Consider the following 21442-nt stretch of genomic DNA (forward strand, 5'->3'; position numbering starts at 1 on the left):
GGCGTCTTGCTCGAATTCCGGCTGCTCGGACCGGTGGAGCTGCACCGCGACGGGGCGGGTGTCCACCTCGGGCCGCCCAAGCGCCGTACCGTGCTGGCGATGCTGCTCCTCGCCGACCACGCCCTCGTCACCACCGACCGTCTCGCCGAGGCCCTCTGGCACGAGCAGCCGCCCAAACACGCGAAGACCACCATCCAGGGCCACATCTCCCACCTGCGCCGCCTGCTGCACCCGACCGGTGACGCCACGATAGTGACGGCCGGTGACGGCTACCTGCTCCGCACGCCCGCCGACCGGATCGACGCCCGCCGGTTCCAGGCCGCCGTCCTTGAAACGCGGCTCGGCCACAGCACACCCGCCTCCACCGTCCCCGCGCTGCGCCAGGCCCTCGCGCTCTGGCACGGCCCCGCCCTCGCCGGGCTCTGCACCACGCCCCTGATCGCCTCTCTCGCGGCCGAGTTGGAGGAGGCGCGGCTGAACGCCGTGGAGGTACTCGGCCAAGCCCTGACCACCGAACACCTCGCCGAGGAGGCCGTCTTCCTGCTGCGCGGACCGGCCAACCGGAACCCGCTGCGGGAATCACTGGTCGCACCGCTGCTCGACGCCCTGCTCGCCACCGACCGACAGGCCGAAGCCATCGAGCTGTACCACCGCACGGCCCGCCTGCTGGCCGACGAACTGGGCGTCAACCCCGGCCCCGCGATGGCCCGGGCCTACGCCCGAATACTCGCCGCACCCGATGCCGCACCGCACACCGCAGCTCCGGTCGAGAGCCCCGGCCCCGCCACCGACGTGCTGCGGCCGCTCCTGCTGCCCCGCAGCCCGGCCGGATTCACCGGCCGGGAACGCGAACTCGCCGTCCTGGACGACGCCGTCAAGCCGACCAGGGACGCCCCCCTCTGCCTGGTCACCGGACCGGCCGGCGTCGGCAAGAGCGCCCTCGTGGCCCACTGGGCGCAGCACGCCGCCACGGCCTTCCCCGACGGCGTCCTCTTCGCCCGGCTCGGCGGCTTCGCCGGCACCGTGCCCGCCGCCGACCCCGCTTCCGTCCTGCGGGACTTCCTCGTCGCCCTCGGCACGCGACCCGACGACGTCCCGCAGAACACCGCCACCGCCGAGAGCCTCTACCGCGCGCTGCTCCGGTACCGCCGCGTCCTGGTCCTCCTCGACGACGCCCTGAGCTACGACCAGGTGCGGCCGCTGCTGCCCGGCGCCACCGGCTGCGCCACCGTCGTCACCAGCCGCAACCGGCTGGAGAGCCTGGTCGCCGCCGACTGCGCACGCCCGTTGCTGCTGGACCGGCTGGGACCGCGGCAGGGCGCCGCGCTGCTCACCGGCGTGCTCGGGTCGGACCGGGTGGACGCCGAGCCTGGGGCCGTCGGCTGTCTGGTCCGGCTGTGCGACGGCCTGCCGCTGGCGCTGCGGCTGACCGGGGCCCGGCTCGCGATGCGGCCGGAGCGGTCGCTGCGCGAGGCGGCCGAGGAACTGTACGACGAGCGGCAGCGGATCGCGCTCCTCGCCGTCGACGACGTCGACCTCGCCTCGGTCCTGCGGGCCAGCGTGGCACATCTACCGCCCGCCGCGGCCGACCTGCTGGGCCTGCTGGCACACCACTTCGGCCCCGACACCGACCTCGGCGCGGTGGCCGCGCTGACGGCTGCCACCCCGGCCGACGCGAGGGCGGCGCTGGAACGGCTCCTCGCCGCCAACCTGCTGGAGGAGCGGGCGCACGGCCGGTACGCCCTGCACGACCTCGTCCGGCTGTTCGCCCGCACGCTCGGCCCCGTTCCCGGCCCCGAGCGCGTCCTGCCGCTCCTCGACCACTACCTGTGCGGTGCCCTGGCCGCGTCCGCCGTGGCCGTCGCGGGCAGCCAGCCCTGCTGCCGACTCCCCGAGAACGCCCACCCGCCGGCGGTGACGCCCGTCTTCACGGACCGCGCCGAGGCGATGGCCTGGTACGCGCGGGAGCGGCAGAGCCTCGTCGCGGCGGTGGCGACGGCCACCTCCGCGGGCCATCACCACCGGGCCTGGCGCCTCGCCGTCCTGCTGTGGCCCCTCGTCGTACAGCAGCCGGAAGCGGAGTGGGAGGCCCCGCTGGGCCACGCCCTCGCCTCCGCGGCCGAACTCGCCGACGCCGACGCCGAGTCGAGGGTCAGGACTCTGCTCGGCTGGGTCCTCGGGGAGAAGGGCAGGCTCGAGGAGGCGGCCCGTCACCTCGAACTCGCCCCGGACCTCGCCCGGCGGGCGGGCGACAGTGAGGGCGAGGCCATCGCGACCGCCAACCTGGCGCAGGTCCACGAGCGACTCGGCCGGGTCGCGAGGGCCAGCCAGGGCTACGAGCGGGCCGCACTGCTCGCCCGCGACGCCGGCAGCCCGCAGACGGAGATGCTCACGACCTACTACCTGGCCCGGCATCACCTGCTGAACGGCCGGCCCTCGCAGGCGCTCGCGCTCGCCCGGCACGGGCTCGGCCTCGCTCCGGAGGAGCAGGTCCCCGCCCGCCGCGCGATGCTCACCGATCTCTGCGGGCAGGCCCTGGTGGCACTGAGCCGCCACGGCGAGGCATGGGAGCACTTCCACCGCGCCGGGCGGCTCGCCGAGCAGGACGGATTCGCCGCCGACGCGGCCGAGTACTACGCCCGCGCCGCCGAGACGAGAACCCCCGGACGTGCCTGACCCCGTGTGAAGTCGCGCTTCGAGGACGCGAACCGGGCGGCCGGGTGCTCAGCGGCCGCCGGAGCTGGTGGCCGGTGGCCGGCCGGGGTGGTGGTCACGGCGCTGTTCGCGCTGGCGTTCTGACACGGACGTCCGGGCGGTCGGTGACCGGACGCGGCGAGGGGGTGTCGGTCAGTTGGATGACGGTCGCGCGGGGCTTTTTGCGGCCGTTCGAGGCGGTCCCGTCGAGCAGGGCGAGGCCGAGCGGTGTGATCCGGTGCGTCACCGTACCGCCCTCGCGCACCTTTGTGGTCAGGCCCGCGTCGGCGAGGATGCTGGCGTGCTGGCTAGCTGTGGCCTGGCCGATGGCGAGGCGGGTCGCCAGCGCCTTGGTGGAGCAGGGGCCGTGGGCGGCGATCGCGCCGAGGGCGGCGGCGCGGGTACGGCCGAGGAGGGCGATCAGGGACGGGGTCGTCCCGGTGTCGTCGTCGGCGAGCAGCGGCGTGGCGACCTCTGCCGGGAAGATGAGCGCGGGCCGGCCGTCCGGTGTGTCGTGGCCCGCGAAGCAGACGGCCCCGAAGCCCAGTACGGCGGGTTGCAGCAGCAGACCGCGGCCGCCCAGACGGTGCTCGCACACGCCGTCACCGCATTGGGGGACGGTCAGCACGGGCGGTTCCCAGCGGACCCCGGGGACGAGCGAGGCCAGGACGCCGCCGATGCCGTAGGCCCGGCGGACCTCGTCACGCCGCCGCAGGTCGGCCTGCACCAGGGAGGCGATCTGCCCCCAGTACGGGGTGATCGCTGCGGCCTGGTACTCCGCCGTCAACTCGCCCAACAGGACCCGGGAACGGCGATCGCGCCCGGCGAGGCCGCGGGCGAGCGGCCCGAGCCTTCGGGCCCGGCCCAGGTCGTGCAGGTAACCGGTCGCGCGGGCGTCCAGCGACTGGGCGGTCTCGGCCGCGGTGTCCCGCCGATCCGGCAGCACGGCCAGGAACTCCGGCAGCGCGTGCGGACCGAACAGGTCGAGGAGCATGACGGTGCGCGTGTCGCGACGCGCGCGGATGCCGTGGCGCCAGCCGTCGAGCCAGGCGGAGTGCCGGCCGGTCATCAGGGCCCACAGGCTGAAAGAGAGTTCCGACGACATGTCGGCCCCGGTGGCCACTCTGGTCCGTGCCAGGTCCGCTTCGGTGAAAAAGATCCGCAGCACGCCTCCGATCCTCGCCCGTGGCCGCGGCCGGCTCAAGGGATTCGGCGGAAACCGAATCCCTTTCCCACCCGGCGTCGCGCGGCGATCGTCGAAGGCGTCGGACCGGCCCGCGCACCGATTCCCCTCATCGGGTTTCGGGCGGCGGGACGCCGCGTCATCGAGCACCCAGGGGCAGGAAGCCCCGGCGCCACCGCGATCCGTCGCGATGTCCGCTGCCCGTCCTGCCCGATTGGAGCGGGCCCGGCTGGCCGCCCGACCCAGCGTCGGAAGGCGGTCAAGGGCACGCGGGGCGACCCGCATCTGGTTCACTGGATTCGCCGCGAGCACCCCCACCTGACCTGGAAGCAGATCCGGCACCGCTTCTACGGAGCGGACCGCGTCGCCGAGGGCGGGACCGTTCTCTACAACCCGGACGCGTCTATCGTGGAATGAGACACCAGCGGCGGCGTTGAGGCGATACGCACATGACGGAATCTGAGATCGACTACAGAGCGGTGTTCCAGGCCCTTCCCGGGGCGATGGCGCTGCTGACCCCGCAACTGGTCTACGCAGACGTCAACGAAGAGTTCCTGCGCACGTTGGGCCGCACCCGCGGGCAAGTCATCGGCCGCTACCTGCCCGACGATTTCGCCCACAGCCAGAACGACCCCGGTGCGGCCGTGGTGCGCAACATCCAAGCGTCGATGCACCAGGTGCTCGGAAGCGGTGAGCCCGACATCATCGAGTTGCAGCGCTACGACATTGAGGACCCCGACCGGCCCGGGGTGCGAGGCGAACGCTACTGGAGCATGATCAACATTCCCGTCTTCGACTCGGACGGGCGGGTGGTGCTGCTGATCCACCGGGTGGAGGAGGTCACCGAACTCATCCGCGCCCGCGAAGTCGCGCTGAGCTTGCAAGAGGCGATGCTGCCCGCTCCCCGCCCGGTCGGACGCCACCCGGCAGCCGTACGCTACCGGCCCGCCGTCGACACGCTGAACGTGTGCGGTGACTGGTACGACCTGGTCGACCTGCCCGGCGACCGCATCGCGGCCGCCGTCGGCGACGTTGTAGGGCACGGCTTGTCTGCAGCCCAGGTCATGGGGCAGCTGCGCAGCGCGCTCAGCACTGCCTGCCGCGTTGCCGACGGCCCCGCCCAGACCCTGGAAGTCCTCGGCTTGTACGCCCGCTCCGTCGACGGCGCCGAGAACACCACAGTGGCCAACACGTTCATCGACTGGGACACCCACACCATCACCTACAGCAGCGCCGGCCATCTCCCGCCGGCCCTCCTGCAGGTCGACGGCACCGTCGAGTTCCTGGACCAGGCCACCGACCCCCCACTCGGCGCCAGCCCCGAACAAGTACCCCCGCCCCAGGCCGCAGTGCACTTCACCGACGGTGCCGTGCTCGTGCTGTACACCGACGGCCTGATCGAACGCCGCTGCGAAGACATCGACACCGGCCTCGCCCGGCTCGCTGACTCGCTGACTCGCCACCAGGTAACCGACCCCGAAACCCTCGCCGACGCCCTGCTCTCCGACTTGCTTCCGCCCGATGGCGTCACCGACGACACCGCCCTGGTCATCGTGCGCCTGTGATCTCGGCGGATCTCCTCGTCGGAGGGAGCGGCCTCGTGTCGGGGCGGGACCTGTCACCCTCGGTCCCGCCCGTGTGCCTCAGAGTGTGGAAACCCAGCCGGTGACACCGGAGAGCAGGCAGCCGCCGGCCGCCAGCAGGCCGTGCTGCCCCACCGGGCGAACCGCACCACCCTGCTGTTCTCGGCAGCAAGCCGGCCCGGATCCTGCCCCCCGGCCGGCGTGATGCGGAAGGACGACGTCCTCGACCGGGAGTTCAGCGATGCCCTTGGGGCCATACGGCGAGTGGCTCATTGGGTCTGCTCGTGTCCGGTGAGCATGTTGACCAGGCTGTGGGGTGTGTTGTCGCCGAAGAGGAGCTCGTGGAGGTGGGCGCCTTCGGTGGCGGCCGCGGCGCTGCGGGGGAACAGGGCCTGCTCGTATTCGGTGAGAGCGGCCTCGCAGTCATCGGGGTGCGCGGCGATGGCTTTGCCGAGTTCGGCGCCGTCGCACATGGCCAGGTTGGCGCCTTCGCCGTTCGGGGCAGAGAGGTGGGCGGCGTCGCCGAGCAGGGTCACCCCCTGCACGCGATCCCACTGGTGCCCGATCGGCAGGGTGTTGAGGGGGCGCAGGACCGGCGCGGTGTCACTGTCGGTGATCAGTGCGGTGAGCTCCGGTGCCCAGTCGTCGAACTCGCGTGCGATCCGCGCGACTGCCGCGGCGGAATCGGTGAAATCGATACCGCGAGCCATTCCTGCGGCTTGGAGAATGCCATGTAGGTGTGGAGGGTCCCGCTGCTCTCCCGGTGAGCCTGGATCCCCTTGTCCGGCGCGAGCGCGAAGAGCGACCCGCCACCGACCGCTTTCGCGCTGGCAGGGTGCCGGGTGTCGCCGTCGAACAGGTGGGTCTCGATGAACGACCTGCCGACGTACTCGGGTGCCGCATCGGAAAGCAGCGGCCGGACGCGTGACCACGCGCCGTCCGCGCCGACCAGCAGGCTCGTGGTGAGGGTGGTGCCGTCGGCGAAGGCCACCTCGTGGCGCCCCTCTCCGAGGGCACGGACGCCGCTGACCTTGTGCCCCCACCGGACGGCGCCGACCGGGAGCGAGTCGAGCAGGATCCGTCGCAGTTCCCCGCGCTGCACCTCGGGGGACGACGGCGGGCCCTACTACCGCGGCGACCACGACGACCCCGATGCCTATGGCGAGGACGGATACGACGCCGATCATGCCGATCGCGCCGGCCCGGAACCCGACCCTCATGGCACCTTTGCGGCCCTGGTACGGGTGCGTCAGTCGAGGGTCAGGCCGAGGACGGCTTCGGGGAGAGCGAGGCAGGCCACGCCCCACCGGCGCGTCCGCAGTGGCTGGAGTGGGCCAGATCGGGTGGTCATCAGACAGTATTGAACGCGTTCAAATGGTGAGATAATGTCAGCAGCAGTTCAGACCTGCCATCAGTGGTGGGAGGTCGGCCATTCAAGGGGGGTGGACGACGGAGGGGATGCGGCAGCGTCCAGCGCTGACGGACTGCAAAGCGGCACCAAGACGGGCGCTTCCCTGGTCTGCCACATGGAGTTCTTTGAGTGCCCCCTTCTTGTGGGTGGCGGGGCTGGTTGGCTCACGCGGCTCTGTGCGGAGCGGCGCTGACGGCCCCCGGGGAGCCTTTCCGCGGCTCTGCACCTTCGCTCTTGATGGCAGGTGAGTTCGGCCGCAACCCGGTGGTCCGCGCGATGGTGCCGCCACCCGCGGAGGTTGATCGTTGCCAGTGGCAGGGGCCGTACGAAGAGCGTTTCGTGCCCTGGTTCGATCATTTCGTCGAGGATGTTTTGCAGGGGGGAAAGGACGCCTGGACCCTGCACGGCAGCGGCTTCACCGGCTACGCCCTGCGCCGAGACGGTGTCCTGGTCACGGTGTGCGCCGATTCCGAGCGCGCCCGCGACGACCTGCCTGCCGTCGCCCGCGCCCTCCACCCACTCGACGACCACCAGCTGTGGACCCATCTCTCCCTGGGCTGGGCCCCAACCTGGCTGGCCATGTGATCAGCCTTCGACGGCCGCAGCGAGCTGGCCGGCAACGCCGCGAAGACCGGCTGCCGACGGCACGTGACGGTCATGGTCGAGCGCGTCACCGACCGGTGCGTGCGGATCAGCGCGTCCGCGACGGCTCCCGCATCCGCATCCTGCCCTGCCTGATCGACGCGGGCCCTGAAGCCGAGTCGGGCCGCGGCCTGGCCGTGGTCCACGAGCTCACCCGGCGGGCACTGGAGCGCCAGCTTGGAGACGTTCGGCAAGACCGACCACGCGGATCTGCGCACCCGCTCTCCCGGCCCGGCGCAGCCCCCAGCGCCGGGGCGCGCCCTCTACTCCTCTGGGCGTCAGAGGGGCCATCAGCTTCAGCTGAAGACTCGTCAGGTCGATCACTGTCTTCCGCTCACCTCGGTTCGCCGCCGGACCGCTCCACGCGGAGCATGGAGAAGATCACCTGATCGTGCCATTGCCCGCCGCGCCACTGCGCGGAGCGCAGTACGCCCTCCCTCACGAAGCCCGCCTTCTCCAACGCACGCCGCTCGCCGCCGACGCCGGGATCGCCACGGACGACCGCGGCCTCATCCAGGTCGACGCCACGCTGTGGTCGGTGTCCCACCCGGACATCCACGCCATCGGCGACGCCGCCGCCGTCACCAGCGCCGCGCAGCCGCCTGCCACCGCTGCTGGAACGAGATCACCGCGGCAGCGACCACATGACCAACCTCAAAGATCACGAACTACAGCTGCCGTGTCAGTCCGTCCTGAGGGCGTTTCAGAAAAATCTCATCCAGAGGCAACCGGGCGAGCCGTTCCGGTGTCTTCACCCCTGAGAACGCACAGCCCGGGCAGAGGTCGCCTGTCGGCTGTCCTGACGATCCGGGGGGATCATGCGCTCGCGCTTTGTGTTGACGGTTTCTTTATCCGCGCTGCTGGCCGGGCTCGGCCTGACGGCCTGCAGTTCCAGTTCCACGGCGAGCCCGCCGAAGGCCGGTGGGGTCGCGCCGGTGTCGGCCGTACCGGTCGCGGGTCAGTCCGCAGCTCCGGCCTCCGCCTCGGTTGCCGCCGGGATCACGGCGTCGACGGGCTCCGGCAGCTCGCAGACCGCCAAGTGCGGCACGCGGAACCTGAGGTGGACACTCACCCGCCTCACCGACGCGGGCGCCAGCGAGAAGGACCCGGCGAACGCCGAACTCGTCGCTGTCAACTCCGGCTCCCACAGCTGCTCCTTGGCCGGTTACCCGAAGCTCGAGTTCCACATGGGTAAGGGGCCGGAGGCCGTCGGGGTCGGGAAGGGTAGCCCTGCTCCGGTGACGCTGGGTGCGGGCAAGAAGGCGGTGATCGCCCTGCACTACTCCGAGTTGAACGGCAAGGGGCCGGACAGTGACAACTGCGGCCCCATGGTCACTGCCGGTAGCGCGGATGTGGCCGCGCCGGGTGACAGCACCGGAGTCCGGGTGCCGGTGGTGGATCAGAGCGGCAAGCCGGCGGAGGTCACCATCTGCGGTGACGAGGTCCGGATGAGCCCGCCCGTCGCCCGCTAGGAACCGTCCGGGAGCCACTCGGCCGGCGTCGGCAGCGGCGCTGGCCGAGTGGCCGCCGTTCACATTCCTGGTGAGCGACGAGCCGTCCCCCTGGGGGTTCGGCTCGCTGGGCAGGGTATGAACAAGCGCAGCTCTGGGCCGATCGCGGCTACACCGGCGGCCTCATCGTGTACTGCTCACCATCCGGGTGAGCGACGCAGAGGCTGCGATCGCCAGCTGTGCGACTGATGGTCCGTGTGTGATTCTGGTGCGGTCAGGGCCAGTTCGATGGCGTGTTCGATGTGCAGGCGGGTGGAGTCGAAGAGCGGCACCGAGGTGTCGGCCGGGCCGATCAGCAGCGGGATCTCGGTACAGCCGAGGATGACACCCTCGGCACCCTGTTCGGCCAGGGAGGCGATGATCCGGGCGTACTCCCGTCGCGAGGAGTCCTGGATCCGCCCCCGGGTCAGTTCGTCGTAGATGACGTCGTGGACGAGCACACGGTCCGGCCTGTCCGGAACGAGGACCTCGATCCCGTGCTCCGCCATCCGGGCCCGGTAGAACTCACCCTCCATCGTGAACCGCGTCCCCAGCAACCCAACAGTGCGCATGCCCGCCGTACGGATCCGCTGTGCTGTCGCGTCGACGAGGTCCACGAACGGGATCCGCACCGCGGCCGCGATCGCCGGCGCGACCCGGTGCATCGTGTTGGTGCACAGCACGACCAGCTCCGCCCCGGCCCTCTCCAGACCCACCGCGGCCTCGGCGAGCCGCTCAGCGGCACCCCGCCAGTCATCGGCCCGCTGCATCGCCTCGATCTCGGCGAAGTCCACGGTGACCATCACGCTCGGCGCGCAGTGGTGCCCGCCCAGCCGGTCGCGGGTGAGCCCGTTGAGTAGCCGGTAGTACTCCGCCGAGGACTCCCAGCTCATCCCGCCGATCAGTCCGATGGTCCGCACGTTTCCTCCTGATGTCCGTATCCGTGGGTACCAGCGTGCTTCGCACCCGGCACCCGCGATAGCCCCCTCTTCCTTGCCCGACCCCCAAGAGATACTTGGGGGCGTGGACACGCACCGACTGCTGATCTTCCGCGAGGTCGCCCGCACCGAGTCGATCGCTGCGGCGGCCCGCAAACTCGGCTGGACCCAGCCCGCCGTCAGCCAGCACCTGCGCCAGCTCGAACGGCAGGCGGGCCTCCCGCTCGTGGTCCGCCACCCCCGCGGCATCAGGCTCACCGAGGCCGGCACGACGCTGCTGCGCCACGCCGACGCCATCGCCACCCGCCTGCATGCGGCCGAGGACGACATGGCCGCACTCGCAAACCTCAGCGCCGGCACCGTACGCCTGGCGGCCTTCCCCTCCGCCTGCGCCACCCTCGTGCCGACCGCCATGACGAACCTGGCACGTCACCACCCCGGGCTCGAGATCCGCCTGACCGAGTGCGAACCCCCCGAGGCAGCCCACCTGGTGACCAGTGGAGAGGCCGATCTCGCCGTGCTCTTCTCGCACGACAACCAGCCGCCGGACCACGGCCCCGACCTACGGCTGGTCCCGCTCACCAACGACCCCGTGAGCCTGGTCGTCCCCACCGGCCACCCCGCCGCGACCGCCACCGAGCCACTGACGTGCCTGACATCGACCCCGTGGATCGCCGGCTGCCCGAGCTGCGCCGCCCACCTCACCCGCACCTGCGAGGCCGCCGGCTTCACCCCCGACATCCGCCACAGCACCGATGACTACGTCGTCATCCAGAACCTGGTAGCCCGCGACCTGGGCGTCGCCCTCCTACCGCAGCTCGCCCTCGACGCCTACCGCCACCCCGACGTGCAGGTGCTCCCGCTCGGGATCACCGGCCGGGCCCTGTACCTGCTGTGCCACCGCGAAGCCCTCCAGATCCCCGCCGTCACACAGGCCACCCGCGCCCTCCAGCAGGCAGCAACCGCACGCTAGCCGTGGTCGTGTCAGTCCCGCCGGGTGCAGCACCATCGCAGCTACACCTCTCGCGGCGCGTGAATCGCCCTGGCTGAGCGCGGACGTCTGGGCCGAACCGCAGCGGGCGAAGGCGCTGCTCGGCGTGCTGCCGGACGGTCTGGCGCTGCCCGAGCGGCTCACCGGCCGCGAACTGCTGCGGTTCATGGGGCAGTTGCGCGGACTGCCGACCGGCGAGGTCGAGCGGCGAAGCGCCGAACTGCTGGCGGTACTGGACTTGGACCAGGCCGAACGGACCCTGGTCCTGGACTACTCCACCGGCATGCGGAAGAAGGTCGGCTTGGCGGTCGCCCTGCTGCACGCGCCGCGGCTGCTGGTACTGGACGAGCCATTCGAGGCGGTCGACCCGCTCTCCGCCGCGACCATCCGCGCCATCCTCCGCCGTTTCGTGGCCGCGGGCGGCTCGGTGGTGCTCTCCAGCCACGTGATGGCACTGGTCGAGCGACGGGAGCGCGCGGGCCGCACGGCGCGGGCGAGTGTCGGCAGCGCGGCGGGTGCTGGGCACTGGCCCCATCCGGGCGGTTGCGGCGAAGGAACTGCATACCTGGTGGAGGGACCCGCACCGGGGCCGCTTCCTGCGAATGGCGTTGTGGTGTCGGCGGCCGGGGCCGTCGCGGTGTGGCGGCGGGCCGCCCGGCGGACGCGCGGGTCCGGTCGAACCCTCACCGATGCGTAGCCTCGGCTTCGGAGACGACCGCCGGCTCACCAACGGTCGTGCACTGCGTCCGGCCCGCATCCGCCAGATTGGAACCGGTGTCGTGATTACGGGGCGTCAAGCACTGGTTCCTCGCGTACGCCTTCCCGTCTCGCTGGCCGGGCCCGAACCGTCCGGCAGTGCCAGTCCGTCCCGACGGTGTCAGGGCTGCTTACCACCCGCCTCGCCATCCCCCGGGACGAACTGCCCTCAGCTTCAACCAGGTTGCTGCGACAACCCGGCGGTGCAGACCTCTCACCTCACTCGACTCCATGGCGCCTCGTGGTGCACCTACCCGATATGGCGAGCGAGGGTACGTCTACCTCGGCACTGTCACCGCCGCCGCTCTCCTCATCTGGCTCCGATCATGATTCGGCAGGCAGGAGCGCGGCGATTTCACCCAGAACTCGGGCCGCCGGTGCCGGGTCGACCAGCCACTTCAGGTGGCTGCTGATGAGCGTACGGACGTCGTAGGGGTTCTCCGGCGTCAGCGCGTCGCCCTCGCGGATCATCCGGTCCTGCATGGCGAGCGGCACGCTGGTGTCCTCAGCCAGCCGGACGTACGTCTTGGGGATCCGCCCCCAGGTGTCGGGCTGCGCCCGGTCATCGGGTGTGCCGGCGTCGAGGTTCTCGTCGGGCTGGAAGGTGTTGAGGAAAACCATGAACTCCTCGTCCGTCCCGTCGGCGAGGAAAGCCGCCTTGAAGGCCGCGAGGACGCCAGGGTCGGCGGTGCGGAAGTTGGAGCGCAGCAGCCCGAGCTCGGCAGGGTTCCCGACCATCGCCGATGCCAGCCCCGTGGCGTCGACCGTGGCCATCTCGGGCTCGGCATAGTAGGAGCTGACGTCGAGGTCGACGGGGCACCAGGCGGAGACATAGACGATGCGGTCGATCAGGTCGGGCCGCTGGTTGGCTGCGACGGTGGCCGTCATGCCGCCGCGGCTGTGTGAGACGAGGATGACGGGCCCGTTCCGCTTGGCCCGCTCCAGTATCCCGATGAGGTGCGCGGCGTTGTCGGCGAGCGTGACGCCCTTGATGGCCCCGGGCGTGGTGGCGAGCCCTCCGAGATCCTGTGGTGCCTGATAGGCCCGCGGGTACGTCGCGGCGAACCCGTGCCCCGGAAGATCGACGGCGACCGAACGGTGTCCGAGGAGGCCGAGTTCGGCCTGGAGCGGTGCGAAGGAGAAAGAGTTCGCGAAAGCTCCGTGAACCAGTACGAACGTCGGTTGCATCTGTCTACACTCACTTTCTGGTTCCTCTACGGCGTCGGCGGCACGCGCGTCGCTCTTCCCGATGCCGCGAACGACCTCGCGGCCGAGGAACGAGACGTCGTCCTGCGGCGCACCATCCAGCCGCAGAGACGTCTTCGTGCATGGCAAGCGTCAGCGGTCAAGCGCGGAGTCACGAGGGCAGCGTGCGAACGGCTGCCCACTATCCGATGAGTCACACTACTCAGTGAAAGATCATCCGCACTACCCGGACGAGCCTTTCCACCTGAGCACTTCGCCACCCACCCCCGCACGGCCTCGGCCTCGCAGAACGCGCCACCGACCCGCCACTGGCGACTTCCTCCACGAGGTGTTCCACCGCCCGCGCCATCGACGAAGTCCTCGTTGAGCGGCGACGGATCGGCGAACTCATGGGCCGGGTCCGCGACTTCGACCAAATGGTCCCCGATGAGTCACTTCGGTCCCTGACCACCGAGATCACCACCCTCAACCACCGCGTCCAGCAACTGACCCGCGAACACCGCACCCTGCAAGAACGCCTCGAAGGCGCCCGCTCGAACCGAACGGCGCGGGCAACAGCACGCCGTTGCATCTCACGGTCGTCCTGCTGCGGCCGGATGATGGACGGGAGCGGGTCTTCGGGCAGGAGCCGCGCGGAAACCCGTGCGTTGGCGGAGATCGGCTTCGCCGCTCAGGACGCCCGCTGTTCCGGGACTTCACCGCTGCCGAGCTGATCGCCATGGGGCGCAAGCTCAACCGCCGTCGGGACGCGGACTTCGCCCGCGAGCGCCTGGTTGGGGCCGGCACTCCGCTCGGCGAGCCGGTCGGCACGTTGTCCGGCGGGCAGCGCGCCCAAGTCGCGCTGGCCCTCGCGCTGGCCGAGCGGCCGCGGTTGCTGCTGATCGATGAGCCGATCGCGGCGCTTGATCCGCTGGCCCGGCACGAGTTCATGCGGCCGCTGATGGGCGGCCCCGCCAACCGCACCGGCGGCGAGCAGGATCCCACCTTCCGCTATCAGGCAAGCGACGACGTCGAAATGCTCGCCCTCTCCCTACGATGAACGGTTGACCTGTTCGTCCACGTGCAGCCGCACCCACCAGTCGGCGTCAGCGTCCACGGCCGGAGCCGCAGTCGATCTGTGGTCAGCAGCACGGTCGAATCCCTGCGTCAGAACGCCAGCTCGCTACAGAGAAACCGGCAACCGCGGAGCGATCTCGGCTTCCGCTTGACGCCTACTCATCTCGGCTGGGGAACCGCGAGGATGATCCGAAACGTAGTCAACTGACATGGGTACACGTCCTTCCGAGAGCCTGGTGACGCCCAGAACATCCGTCCAGATCGGCGCTCTTGTTCCGCTGACCCGGCCTGGCTGGGTCGAGGCAGGCCGACACTTGCTCGCTGGACTGGAGCTGGCCGTTCGCGAAGTCAATGACGCCGGTGGGGTCGTCGGAAGACCACTGGAGCTGGTGGTCCGAGACACCGCGGCTGATCCACAGAGGGCCGCGGTGGCCGTGGATGAATTGGCAGGCCTGGGCGTGGCTGCCTTGGCGGGGGAGTATCACAGCGTCGTCGCTCGCGCCGCTGCCGCCAGGGCCGACGCCCTCGGCCTGCCGTTCCTCTGCTCGTCAGCGGTTCTCGACGCGCTCACCGAACAGCCAACGGAATGGGTGGCGCGCCTCGCCCCGGCGCAGTCCCACGGCTGGCAGATCTACGCGGACTTCCTCCTCAGTGCGGGCCACAGCCGAGTCGCCCTAGCAGTCGAGCCGAGTGTCTACTGGGCAGCTGGGACCCGCATTCTGCGGGACCACCTCGCTCCACGCGGCGGCACCGTCATCGAACTCGACATGCGCGCGCTCGCCCCCGCGGCCGTGTGCGACGAACTCGTCGACAATCGCGTGACAGCCCTCCTTCTTCTGGTCGGCCACCCGGAGCCGGCAGTGTCGATCGTCAAGTCCGTCCGCCGCGACCAGCGCCTCGCCGAGATCATGATTGGTGCTCCGGCTGGGCAACCGGAGTTCGCCGAATGGGCGACGTCGCTGGGCGACGACAGTGCCGCGATCCCGTTCCTGCGCTACCTGCCCGAGCGCCTCAGCCCACTCGGCACGCGAGTCGAGACGGCCCTCCGCGAGCGGCTCGCCGAAGCGCCCTCCTTCGTCGCCTTCGAGGGCTACGACACGATCGCAGTCCTCGCCGATGTGCTGCGTTCTCACGGCGCGGACCGGGCACGCACTGCCGAATCCTGGCCGCACGTTGCAGTCGAAGGCACCCGCGGGCAGATCCAGTTCTCCCGCACGCCGGGCATCAGCGTTTGGCAATGGGCTTGGACGCCAATCCAAGTCGTTGATCGAGATCCGGCGAAACCCGATCGCTTTCGGATCCTTCACGCCAGCTGGGAGAGCACGGAGGTCCCACTGCCCGGACCTGTCCGAACTTGAGGCTGTCTACCTGTCTACGTGTGAATACGGCCTCTCAGCTTCGCGGCGGGGCCCCGAGCGCAGGACCCGGGGCAACCCGCAGTGACGCCCACGGCGGGTGGGCCCTCAGCATCCGTGACGGATGGTGCTACGAAGAAGGACCGTCCGTCACGGATGATGGCTTGACAACAGCATTAGGAGGTCAGGTCACAGCCGACCCGGACGCATCCACGGTCGGAAAGACGATGACGTCGCGGTGCACCCTCAGTACGGCCAGGCTCTCCTTGGTCCGCAGCGCCGCGCGATGCTCGATGCCGACCCGGCCGGCATCGAGCATCGCGCGGCGTAGCAGCGAGTAGGGGCGCGCCCCCGCCGGGACCGAGGGGCTGGGTAGTACACGCGGTCGTAGGTGATCGGGTCCACCTCGGCGGTGTCCAGGAAGGCGAGGACACGGATCTCCTTGGTGGTGGCGAGTGGCATTTGGCAGGTCGGTGAGGTCGTCCCGGGTCATCACCTTCCATTCCCCGACATCGGAATTCGGTGTCGAAACGGGGCCCGTGCCGCGATCGCGGATAGCATCTGGCGTGCCCACTTCATCTTGACTCCGGCAAGAGTGGAGACACCACCCATGAAGCGAATCCAACGTTCCGCCGCTGGCCTGCTCGGCACCGCACTCCTGGTGGCGGGACTGACCTCGCTGGCCGCGCCTGCCCAGGCGGCGACCGCGAGCCCGGCCGCGCCGCGGGCGAGCGCGATCACCTCCGACGCGACGGCCCGTGCCGAGGTGCTGGCGGCCGTCCGGCGGCAGGCGGTCACGCACCCCAACGAGACCGGCCGGCACATCTGTTATGCCGCCCACGTGCAGAACATCGGCTGGCAGTCGGCGGTCTGCGACGGGCAGATGGCGGGCACCACGGGCCGGTCCCTGCGGATGGAGGCGCTGAGCATCGCCGTCTCCGGCGTTGGCGGGGTGTGCGCGGTCGCCCACGTGCAGAACATCGGCTGGCAGCACTGGGTCTGCGCGGGCGACGGTACGGCCGTCGGCGTCGGCACTACCGGCCAGTCGCTCCGCATGGAGGCGCTGGGCATCGGCGTCGGCAGCGGCAGTGTGTGCGCCCGGGCTCACGTGCAGAACATCGGCTGGCAGTCGAAAGTCTGCGCCGCGGCCGGCCAGGCGGCCTTCGTGGGGACCACAGGCCAGTCGCTGCGGATGGAGGCGGTCATCCTGACGGTTTGACAGCCGGCTCCGGTGAGCCCGTGACGGCTTCACCGAGCCACGGTGGGCGGGCTGGCGCGGGCCGGCGACCAGCGGCCCCGCCCGCCGGTGCCCTGAGAGCGCGCCGGGCGGCACCGCGCCGCCCGGCCGGCTCAGTGATCCGCTGCCGCCCGGGCCGGCTTCGGGGCGAGGCGACGGGCGTACCTTGATGGCCTCGGACGGATCCTTGACGGGCGCTTCAGTCGCGGCGCCCATGGCAGCAGCACTCGGTGTGCCCGGTACTCGCGCGGCGCCTTGTCCGCGCCGCGGCCGCGCCGCACCGACCGGCCGACCCCGGTGGTGGCCCGCAGCGGCTGGTGGAACTGCGCCGTGCGACCCGGGCCGGCTGACATCCCGCCGGGTAGCCGTGGTCGGCCCGACATCGCCGGAGCGGAAACTCACGAGCGTTTGGCTGCCTGATCAACGCCGCAAGCCGGCCGGCGCTGGGCCCGGTATGTTGAGCCCGGGCCGAGTGGTGTCGGTCCCGGCCTTGCTGGCGGCCGCGACCGGCAGCACCCTTGCCCGAGGGTGCGCCGCATCAGCGCTGCTGTTTGCAGAAGACTTTCCGGTGCCGTTCAGCTCCCGGATCGCAGGCCTGCCATCAGCAAGGACATGCCACCGGTGGTCAAGCGCCATGCCCGAAAGAATGCCGCCCGCACCCGCGGCTGGTCAGAGCCACCAGGCTGCCGTCAACGCCGTCCGCAAGCGCCCCAGCCTGATCCCTCCGCCGCAGCGGCTGCGCCATCGACGAAGCTTTGTCGGCGAGCCGGCCGAGCTGCGTGAGCTGCTGGACCGGGTGCTGGCTGCCCATGTCGCCGGGCACGGCCACGCCGGCCACGACTCGGTGACGAATGCGGTGGTCCGGCCCGACACCACCCACAGCTCCATGCCTGACCTGGCCCACTGGCTGCCTGCACCCTGTTCTTGGTCCGCAGTCCGGCCGCGCCTCCCCTGCCCGGTCCGCTGGCCGCGGGATGATGGGTGAGTGTAGGAGGAGTTCGCTCCGGGCGAGCCAGCTGCGGGGCGGCCCTTGCCGCTCTGCCCTGCCCGTCCCGCCGGAAATCGAGTGCCCGAACGAGGGCGAGGGAAGGCCGCCCTGGCCGCCCACCTCCTGCGCGCCGCCACCCGGGTAACCGGCCGCCAGAACGAAACGGCAAGACAGGGAGAAGACCCGACATGTCCAGCGAAAGCGAGAACCCACTAATCCCCTCCCCGACCTCCACGCCGCATCGGCCTAGGACGAATCGGGACTGGTGGCCGAACCAGGTGGACCTCTCGGTTCTCCACCAGCACTCGCCCCAGTCCAACCCGATGGGTGCGGACTTCAACTACAAAGAAGAGTTCAAGACCCTCGACGTCGAGGCGCTGAAGCGGGACCTCTTCGAGCTGATGACGACGTCCCAGGACTGGTGGCCGGCCGACCACGGCCACTACGGGCCGCTCTTCATCCGGATGAGTTGGCACGCCGCCGGCACCTACCGCATCGCCGACGGCCGCGGCGGTGGCGGCAGCGGCGCTCAGCGGTTCGCGCCCCTCAACAGCTGGCCCGACAACGCGAGCCTGGACAAGGCACGCCGGCTGCTCTGGCCGATCAAGCAGAAGTACGGCCGGAAGATCTCCTGGGCCGATCTGCTGATCTTCGCCGGCAACTGTGCCTATGAATCGATGGGGTTTAAGACCTTCGGCTTCGGCTTCGGGCGAGAGGACATCTGGGAGCCCGAGCAGATCTTCTGGGGCCCTGAGGACACCTGGCTCGGAGATGAGCGCTACAGCGGACCAGGGGAATTCGCCGAGCCTTTCGGCGCCGTGCAGATGGGCCTGATCTACGTGAACCCGGAGGGGCCGCAAGGCAACCCGGATCCGCTGGCTGCCGCCCGGGACATTCGAGAGACCTTCGGTCGTATGGCGATGAACGACGAGGAGACGGCTGCGCTCATCGTCGGCGGCCACACGGTCGGCAAGACCCATGGTGCAGTCGATCCCCAGTACATCGGTCCGGAACCCGAGGCCGCCCCCATCGAGCAGCAAGGCCTCGGCTGGAAGAACACCTTCGGCAGCGGCAAGGGCGTCCATGCGTTCACGAGCGGGCTGGAGGGCGCCTGGACCAGCCAGCCGACGAGGTGGGACAACGGCTTCCTGGACAACCTGTACAAATACGACTGGGAGCTTACGGTCAGCCCCGCCGGGGCCAAGCAGTGGACTCCCAAGGATCCGAAGGCCCAGGGCACCGTGCCCGACGCTCATGACCCGTCCAAGCGGCACGCCCCGATGATGCTGACGACGGACCTGGCGCTGAAGCTGGACCCGATCTACGGGCCGATCACGAAGCGTTTCTACGAGAACCCCGACCAGCTCGAGGATGCGTTCGCCAGAGCGTGGTACAAGCTGCTGCACCGCGACATGGGACCCCGCTCGCGCTACCTGGGCCCGTGGGTCCCCGAGCCACAACTGTGGCAGGACCCCACCCCAAAGGTCGACCACGAACTGATCGCAGAGGCGGACATCGCCGCCCTCAAGGGCACGATCCTCGCATCGGGGCTGTCCATCTCCCGGCTGGTCTCCACCGCGTGGGCCGCAGCTGCGAGCTTCCGCGGCACCGACAAGCGCGGTGGGGCCAACGGGGCGCGGATCCGCCTCGCGCCGCAGAAGGACTGGGAGGCCAACCAGCCGGCCGAGCTGACCAAGGTGCTGCAGAACCTCGAGCAGATCCAGCAGGACTTCAACCGCTCGCAGTCCGGCGGCAAGAAGGTCTCGCTCGCCGACCTGATCGTGTTGGGCGGGTGCGCGGCCGTCGAGCAGGCGGCGAAGAGGGCCGGGTACGACGTCACGGTCCCGTTCGCGCCGGGGCGTACCGACGCCTCGCAGGAGCAGACCGATGTGGAGCCGTTCGCCGTGCTCGAACCGACCTACGACGGGTTCCGCAACTACCTCCGGGCCGGCGAGAAGCTGCCGGCGGAGACCCTGCTGGTGGACCGGGCGTTCATGTTGACGCTGACCGCTCCGGAGCTGACGGTTCTCATCGGCGGGATGCGGGCCCTGAACGCCAACGTCGGGCAGTCTCGGCACGGTGTCTTCACCGATCGGCCCGGGACGTTGACCAACGACTTTTTCGTGAACCTGCTCGATATGGGCACGGTGTGGAAGACGTCCGCCTCGGCTGAGAACGTGTTCGAGGGGCGGGATCGCGCCACGGACGAGGTCAAGTGGACCGCCACCGCCGTCGACCTCGTCTTCGGTTCGGACTCTCAGCTCCGAGCCATCGCGGAGGTCTACGCCCAGGACGATTCGAAGGAGAAGTTCGTGCGTGACTTCATCGCCGCGTGGGACAAGGTCATGAACCTCGATCGGTTCGACCTCGCCTGATCCCGATGTCCGGGTCGGCCGGTGGTACTGGCAGGCCCGGACATCCTCGGTCGGGCCTCCGGCCTCGTGGTGGTCAGGTTCGGCTCCGGGTCGGGCAGAGCCTTAACGGATCGGTGCAGCCGAGTTGGTGCCGCCGTTCCGTTCGAATGTTGGGTCGTGATGCCTGTCTCCCCGAGGCCGTTGCGGCCTCCGATTATGGTGGTATGCGGCGTCGACGTTTGCAGATGGTGGCGGTCGGCTGGACGGCGGACGGACGCTTTTGCACGGCCTGGCCTTCGATGCCGAGCGCCAGCTCGGCGGCGCTCGGCGTCCCAAGCTCAAGCCGCTCGCCTTCGCCTGGTCTATCGCCCCGACCACCTGGACCACCGCGCTGCGCACCGGCGACGACACGGCCCGCAAGCGCGCCTGCCCAACCTCGCGGCTGGCATCTGGGAGTTCGGCCCGTGGGCCTGGCGGCACACCGTCGTCCGGTCCCGCTTCGAGACCGGGGAGACGTTCTCCCTGCACTACTGCCAGGACCCGGACAGCGGCGAGCCGCTGCGTCTGCACGTGAACTTCGAGAAGCCGGTGGTCCGGACGCGGATCGGGATCGACACCCTGGACCCGCTCGTCGACCTGGTGGTGGATCCCGACCAGTCCTCGGCGTGCTGGAAGGACGTCGACGAGTACGACCACGGCCGCCGGTTCGGCTTCATCACCGACGACGACCATCACCTGGTCGAGCAGGCCCGGGTGCGCGCCTTCGGCCTCCTCCAGGGTCGGGCCGGACCGTTCGCTGATCCGTGGCCGTGCTGGGCGCTGGATGCGGTGCGGCCGCTGCCCGTTCTGCCCGACGGAGCCGACCGGGCGGCGTCCACACCCTGGAACTGCCGCCAGGGCGTACTGACACGGCCTCAACAGTCATTCATATGATCGAAGGTATGGAAAGCTTCACGATGGTCGAGTTCCCCACCACCTCCGCTCGGGAATCCGCGGAGTTCTTCGGGTCTGTTTTCGGTTGGGGGGCGACGCAGTACGGCCCGGAGTACACCGATGTGGACTGCGGCGGCGGAGTCAGCCTCGGCTTCCAACAGGACCACTCAGAAGCTCCGGCCGGGCCGCTCGCCGTGATCCAGGTGGACGATCTGGAGGCGACGCGAAGCGCGGTACTCAAGGCGGGCGGCACCATCACGGTCGAGGCATTCGACTTTCCCGGCGGCAGGCGCTTCCATTTCCGGGAGCCGGGTGGCAACGAGCTTGCTGCATGGACGCCGACGGGACAGTGAGCCACCTCGGCCGAGGCCATGCTTCTCGATCATCTCCCGGCCTACAGCTGGATCCACCCGCGCGCCGGGAGAAACCGATTTCGTGTTGGCACGATTGTCGCCTATGGTTGTCTCACCGACGCGGGGTGGAGCAGCTCGGTAGCTCGCTGGGCTCATAACCCAGAGGTCGCAGGTTCAAATCCTGTCCCCGCTACCACCAGGGCCGGGGGGGGGGGGGGGGGGGGGCCCCCCCCCCCCCCGGGGGGGGGGGGGGCGCGGGGGGGCGAGGAAGA

16 protein-coding genes, 1 tRNA gene and 3 pseudogenes are annotated in these 21442 nt (G+C 70.4%); 14 read left to right on the forward strand and 6 right to left on the reverse strand.

The window, feature by feature from the left end; all coding sequences use genetic code 11:
• Nucleotides 1–6 precede the first annotated feature (6 nt).
• Complete coding sequence (locus ACWDAK_RS28010) at nt 7–2676, forward strand: AfsR/SARP family transcriptional regulator (protein WP_427395124.1); 2670 nt, start codon at nt 7–9, stop codon at nt 2674–2676.
• Nucleotides 2677–2770: 94 nt separating this feature from the next.
• On the opposite strand, the gene ACWDAK_RS28015 is transcribed toward ACWDAK_RS28010, so the two are convergent.
• Nucleotides 2771–3862: an ArsR/SmtB family transcription factor gene (locus ACWDAK_RS28015; protein ID WP_427395123.1), complete on the reverse strand. Its 1092-nt coding sequence runs from the start codon at nt 3860–3862 to the stop codon at nt 2771–2773.
• A 464-nt stretch (nt 3863–4326) separates the two neighbouring features.
• Between ACWDAK_RS28015 and ACWDAK_RS28020 the strand changes: the two genes are divergently transcribed.
• Nucleotides 4327–5442, forward strand: a complete 1116-nt coding sequence (locus tag ACWDAK_RS28020; protein WP_344638781.1) for a PP2C family protein-serine/threonine phosphatase — start codon at nt 4327–4329, stop codon at nt 5440–5442.
• Nucleotides 5443–5729: 287 nt separating this feature from the next.
• On the opposite strand, the pseudogene ACWDAK_RS28025 reads toward ACWDAK_RS28020, so the two are convergent.
• A pseudogene (locus tag ACWDAK_RS28025) lies at nt 5730–6583 on the reverse strand (FAD-dependent oxidoreductase); the annotation flags it as partial.
• A 525-nt stretch (nt 6584–7108) separates the two neighbouring features.
• Here ACWDAK_RS28025 and ACWDAK_RS28030 point away from each other — a divergent pair.
• On the forward strand, nt 7109–7456 hold the full coding sequence (locus ACWDAK_RS28030) for a hypothetical protein (RefSeq protein WP_427395122.1): 348 nt from the start codon (nt 7109–7111) through the stop codon (nt 7454–7456).
• 391 nt (nt 7457–7847) lie between these two features.
• On the opposite strand, the gene ACWDAK_RS28035 is transcribed toward ACWDAK_RS28030, so the two are convergent.
• Nucleotides 7848–8060 carry a GNAT family N-acetyltransferase gene (locus tag ACWDAK_RS28035; RefSeq protein WP_425557759.1) on the reverse strand — a complete coding sequence of 71 codons (213 nt, stop codon included), beginning with the start codon at nt 8058–8060 and terminating at the stop codon, nt 7848–7850.
• Nucleotides 8061–8331: 271 nt separating this feature from the next.
• Here ACWDAK_RS28035 and ACWDAK_RS28040 point away from each other — a divergent pair, with 271 nt between their 5' ends.
• Complete coding sequence (locus ACWDAK_RS28040) at nt 8332–8985, forward strand: DUF4232 domain-containing protein (protein ID WP_427395121.1); 654 nt, start codon at nt 8332–8334, stop codon at nt 8983–8985.
• A gap of 176 nt (nt 8986–9161) precedes the next feature.
• Here the strand turns inward: ACWDAK_RS28040 and ACWDAK_RS28045 are convergent, their stop codons facing one another.
• Entirely contained in the window at nt 9162–9923 is a 762-nt protein-coding gene (locus tag ACWDAK_RS28045) for an aspartate/glutamate racemase family protein (RefSeq protein WP_427395120.1), read from the reverse strand.
• A 103-nt stretch (nt 9924–10026) separates the two neighbouring features.
• On the opposite strand from ACWDAK_RS28045, the gene ACWDAK_RS28050 reads away from it, so the two are divergent.
• Together ACWDAK_RS28050 and ACWDAK_RS28055 are read left to right on the forward strand one after the other, a co-directional pair.
• Nucleotides 10027–10914 carry a LysR family transcriptional regulator gene (locus tag ACWDAK_RS28050; protein WP_427395119.1) on the forward strand — a complete coding sequence of 296 codons (888 nt, stop codon included), beginning with the start codon at nt 10027–10029 and terminating at the stop codon, nt 10912–10914.
• Between the two features lie 82 nt (nt 10915–10996).
• Nucleotides 10997–11395: pseudogene (locus tag ACWDAK_RS28055) on the forward strand (ATP-binding cassette domain-containing protein); the annotation flags it as partial.
• Between the two features lie 617 nt (nt 11396–12012).
• Here ACWDAK_RS28055 and ACWDAK_RS28060 read toward each other — a convergent pair.
• Nucleotides 12013–12876 (reverse strand): alpha/beta fold hydrolase, encoded by an 864-nt coding sequence (locus ACWDAK_RS28060; protein ID WP_344638852.1) that lies wholly within the window; start codon nt 12874–12876, stop codon nt 12013–12015.
• A 568-nt stretch (nt 12877–13444) separates the two neighbouring features.
• On the opposite strand from ACWDAK_RS28060, the pseudogene ACWDAK_RS28065 reads away from it, so the two are divergent.
• Both ACWDAK_RS28065 and ACWDAK_RS28070 read left to right on the forward strand, forming a co-directional pair.
• Nucleotides 13445–13933: pseudogene (locus ACWDAK_RS28065) on the forward strand (ATP-binding cassette domain-containing protein); the annotation flags it as partial.
• A 226-nt stretch (nt 13934–14159) separates the two neighbouring features.
• Nucleotides 14160–15308 carry an ABC transporter substrate-binding protein gene (locus ACWDAK_RS28070; RefSeq protein WP_344638786.1) on the forward strand — a complete coding sequence of 383 codons (1149 nt, stop codon included), beginning with the start codon at nt 14160–14162 and terminating at the stop codon, nt 15306–15308.
• A 181-nt stretch (nt 15309–15489) separates the two neighbouring features.
• Here the strand turns inward: ACWDAK_RS28070 and ACWDAK_RS28075 are convergent, their stop codons facing one another.
• Nucleotides 15490–15624, reverse strand: coding sequence for a hypothetical protein (locus ACWDAK_RS28075; protein WP_427395118.1), 135 nt, complete (start codon nt 15622–15624; stop codon nt 15490–15492).
• A 291-nt stretch (nt 15625–15915) separates the two neighbouring features.
• Between ACWDAK_RS28075 and ACWDAK_RS28080 the strand changes: the two genes are divergently transcribed.
• The 6 genes from ACWDAK_RS28080 to ACWDAK_RS28105 all read left to right on the forward strand — a co-directional run bounded on the left by ACWDAK_RS28080 (nt 15916) and on the right by ACWDAK_RS28105 (nt 21366).
• Complete coding sequence (locus ACWDAK_RS28080; RefSeq protein ID WP_427395117.1) at nt 15916–16524, forward strand: hypothetical protein; 609 nt, start codon at nt 15916–15918, stop codon at nt 16522–16524.
• A 664-nt stretch (nt 16525–17188) separates the two neighbouring features.
• Nucleotides 17189–17527 (forward strand): hypothetical protein, encoded by a 339-nt coding sequence (locus ACWDAK_RS28085; protein WP_344638789.1) that lies wholly within the window; start codon nt 17189–17191, stop codon nt 17525–17527.
• 191 nt (nt 17528–17718) lie between these two features.
• Complete coding sequence (gene katG, locus ACWDAK_RS28090; protein ID WP_427395116.1) at nt 17719–19905, forward strand: catalase/peroxidase HPI; 2187 nt, start codon at nt 17719–17721, stop codon at nt 19903–19905.
• Between the two features lie 549 nt (nt 19906–20454).
• Nucleotides 20455–20817 (forward strand): hypothetical protein, encoded by a 363-nt coding sequence (locus ACWDAK_RS28095; RefSeq protein WP_344638791.1) that lies wholly within the window; start codon nt 20455–20457, stop codon nt 20815–20817.
• An 8-nt stretch (nt 20818–20825) separates the two neighbouring features.
• Nucleotides 20826–21170, forward strand: coding sequence for a VOC family protein (locus tag ACWDAK_RS28100; RefSeq protein WP_344638792.1), 345 nt, complete (start codon nt 20826–20828; stop codon nt 21168–21170).
• A 119-nt stretch (nt 21171–21289) separates the two neighbouring features.
• Nucleotides 21290–21366 (forward strand) — tRNA-Met (locus ACWDAK_RS28105).
• Nucleotides 21367–21442 lie beyond the last annotated feature (76 nt).

This window comes from Kitasatospora sp. NPDC001175, assembly GCF_053598215.1.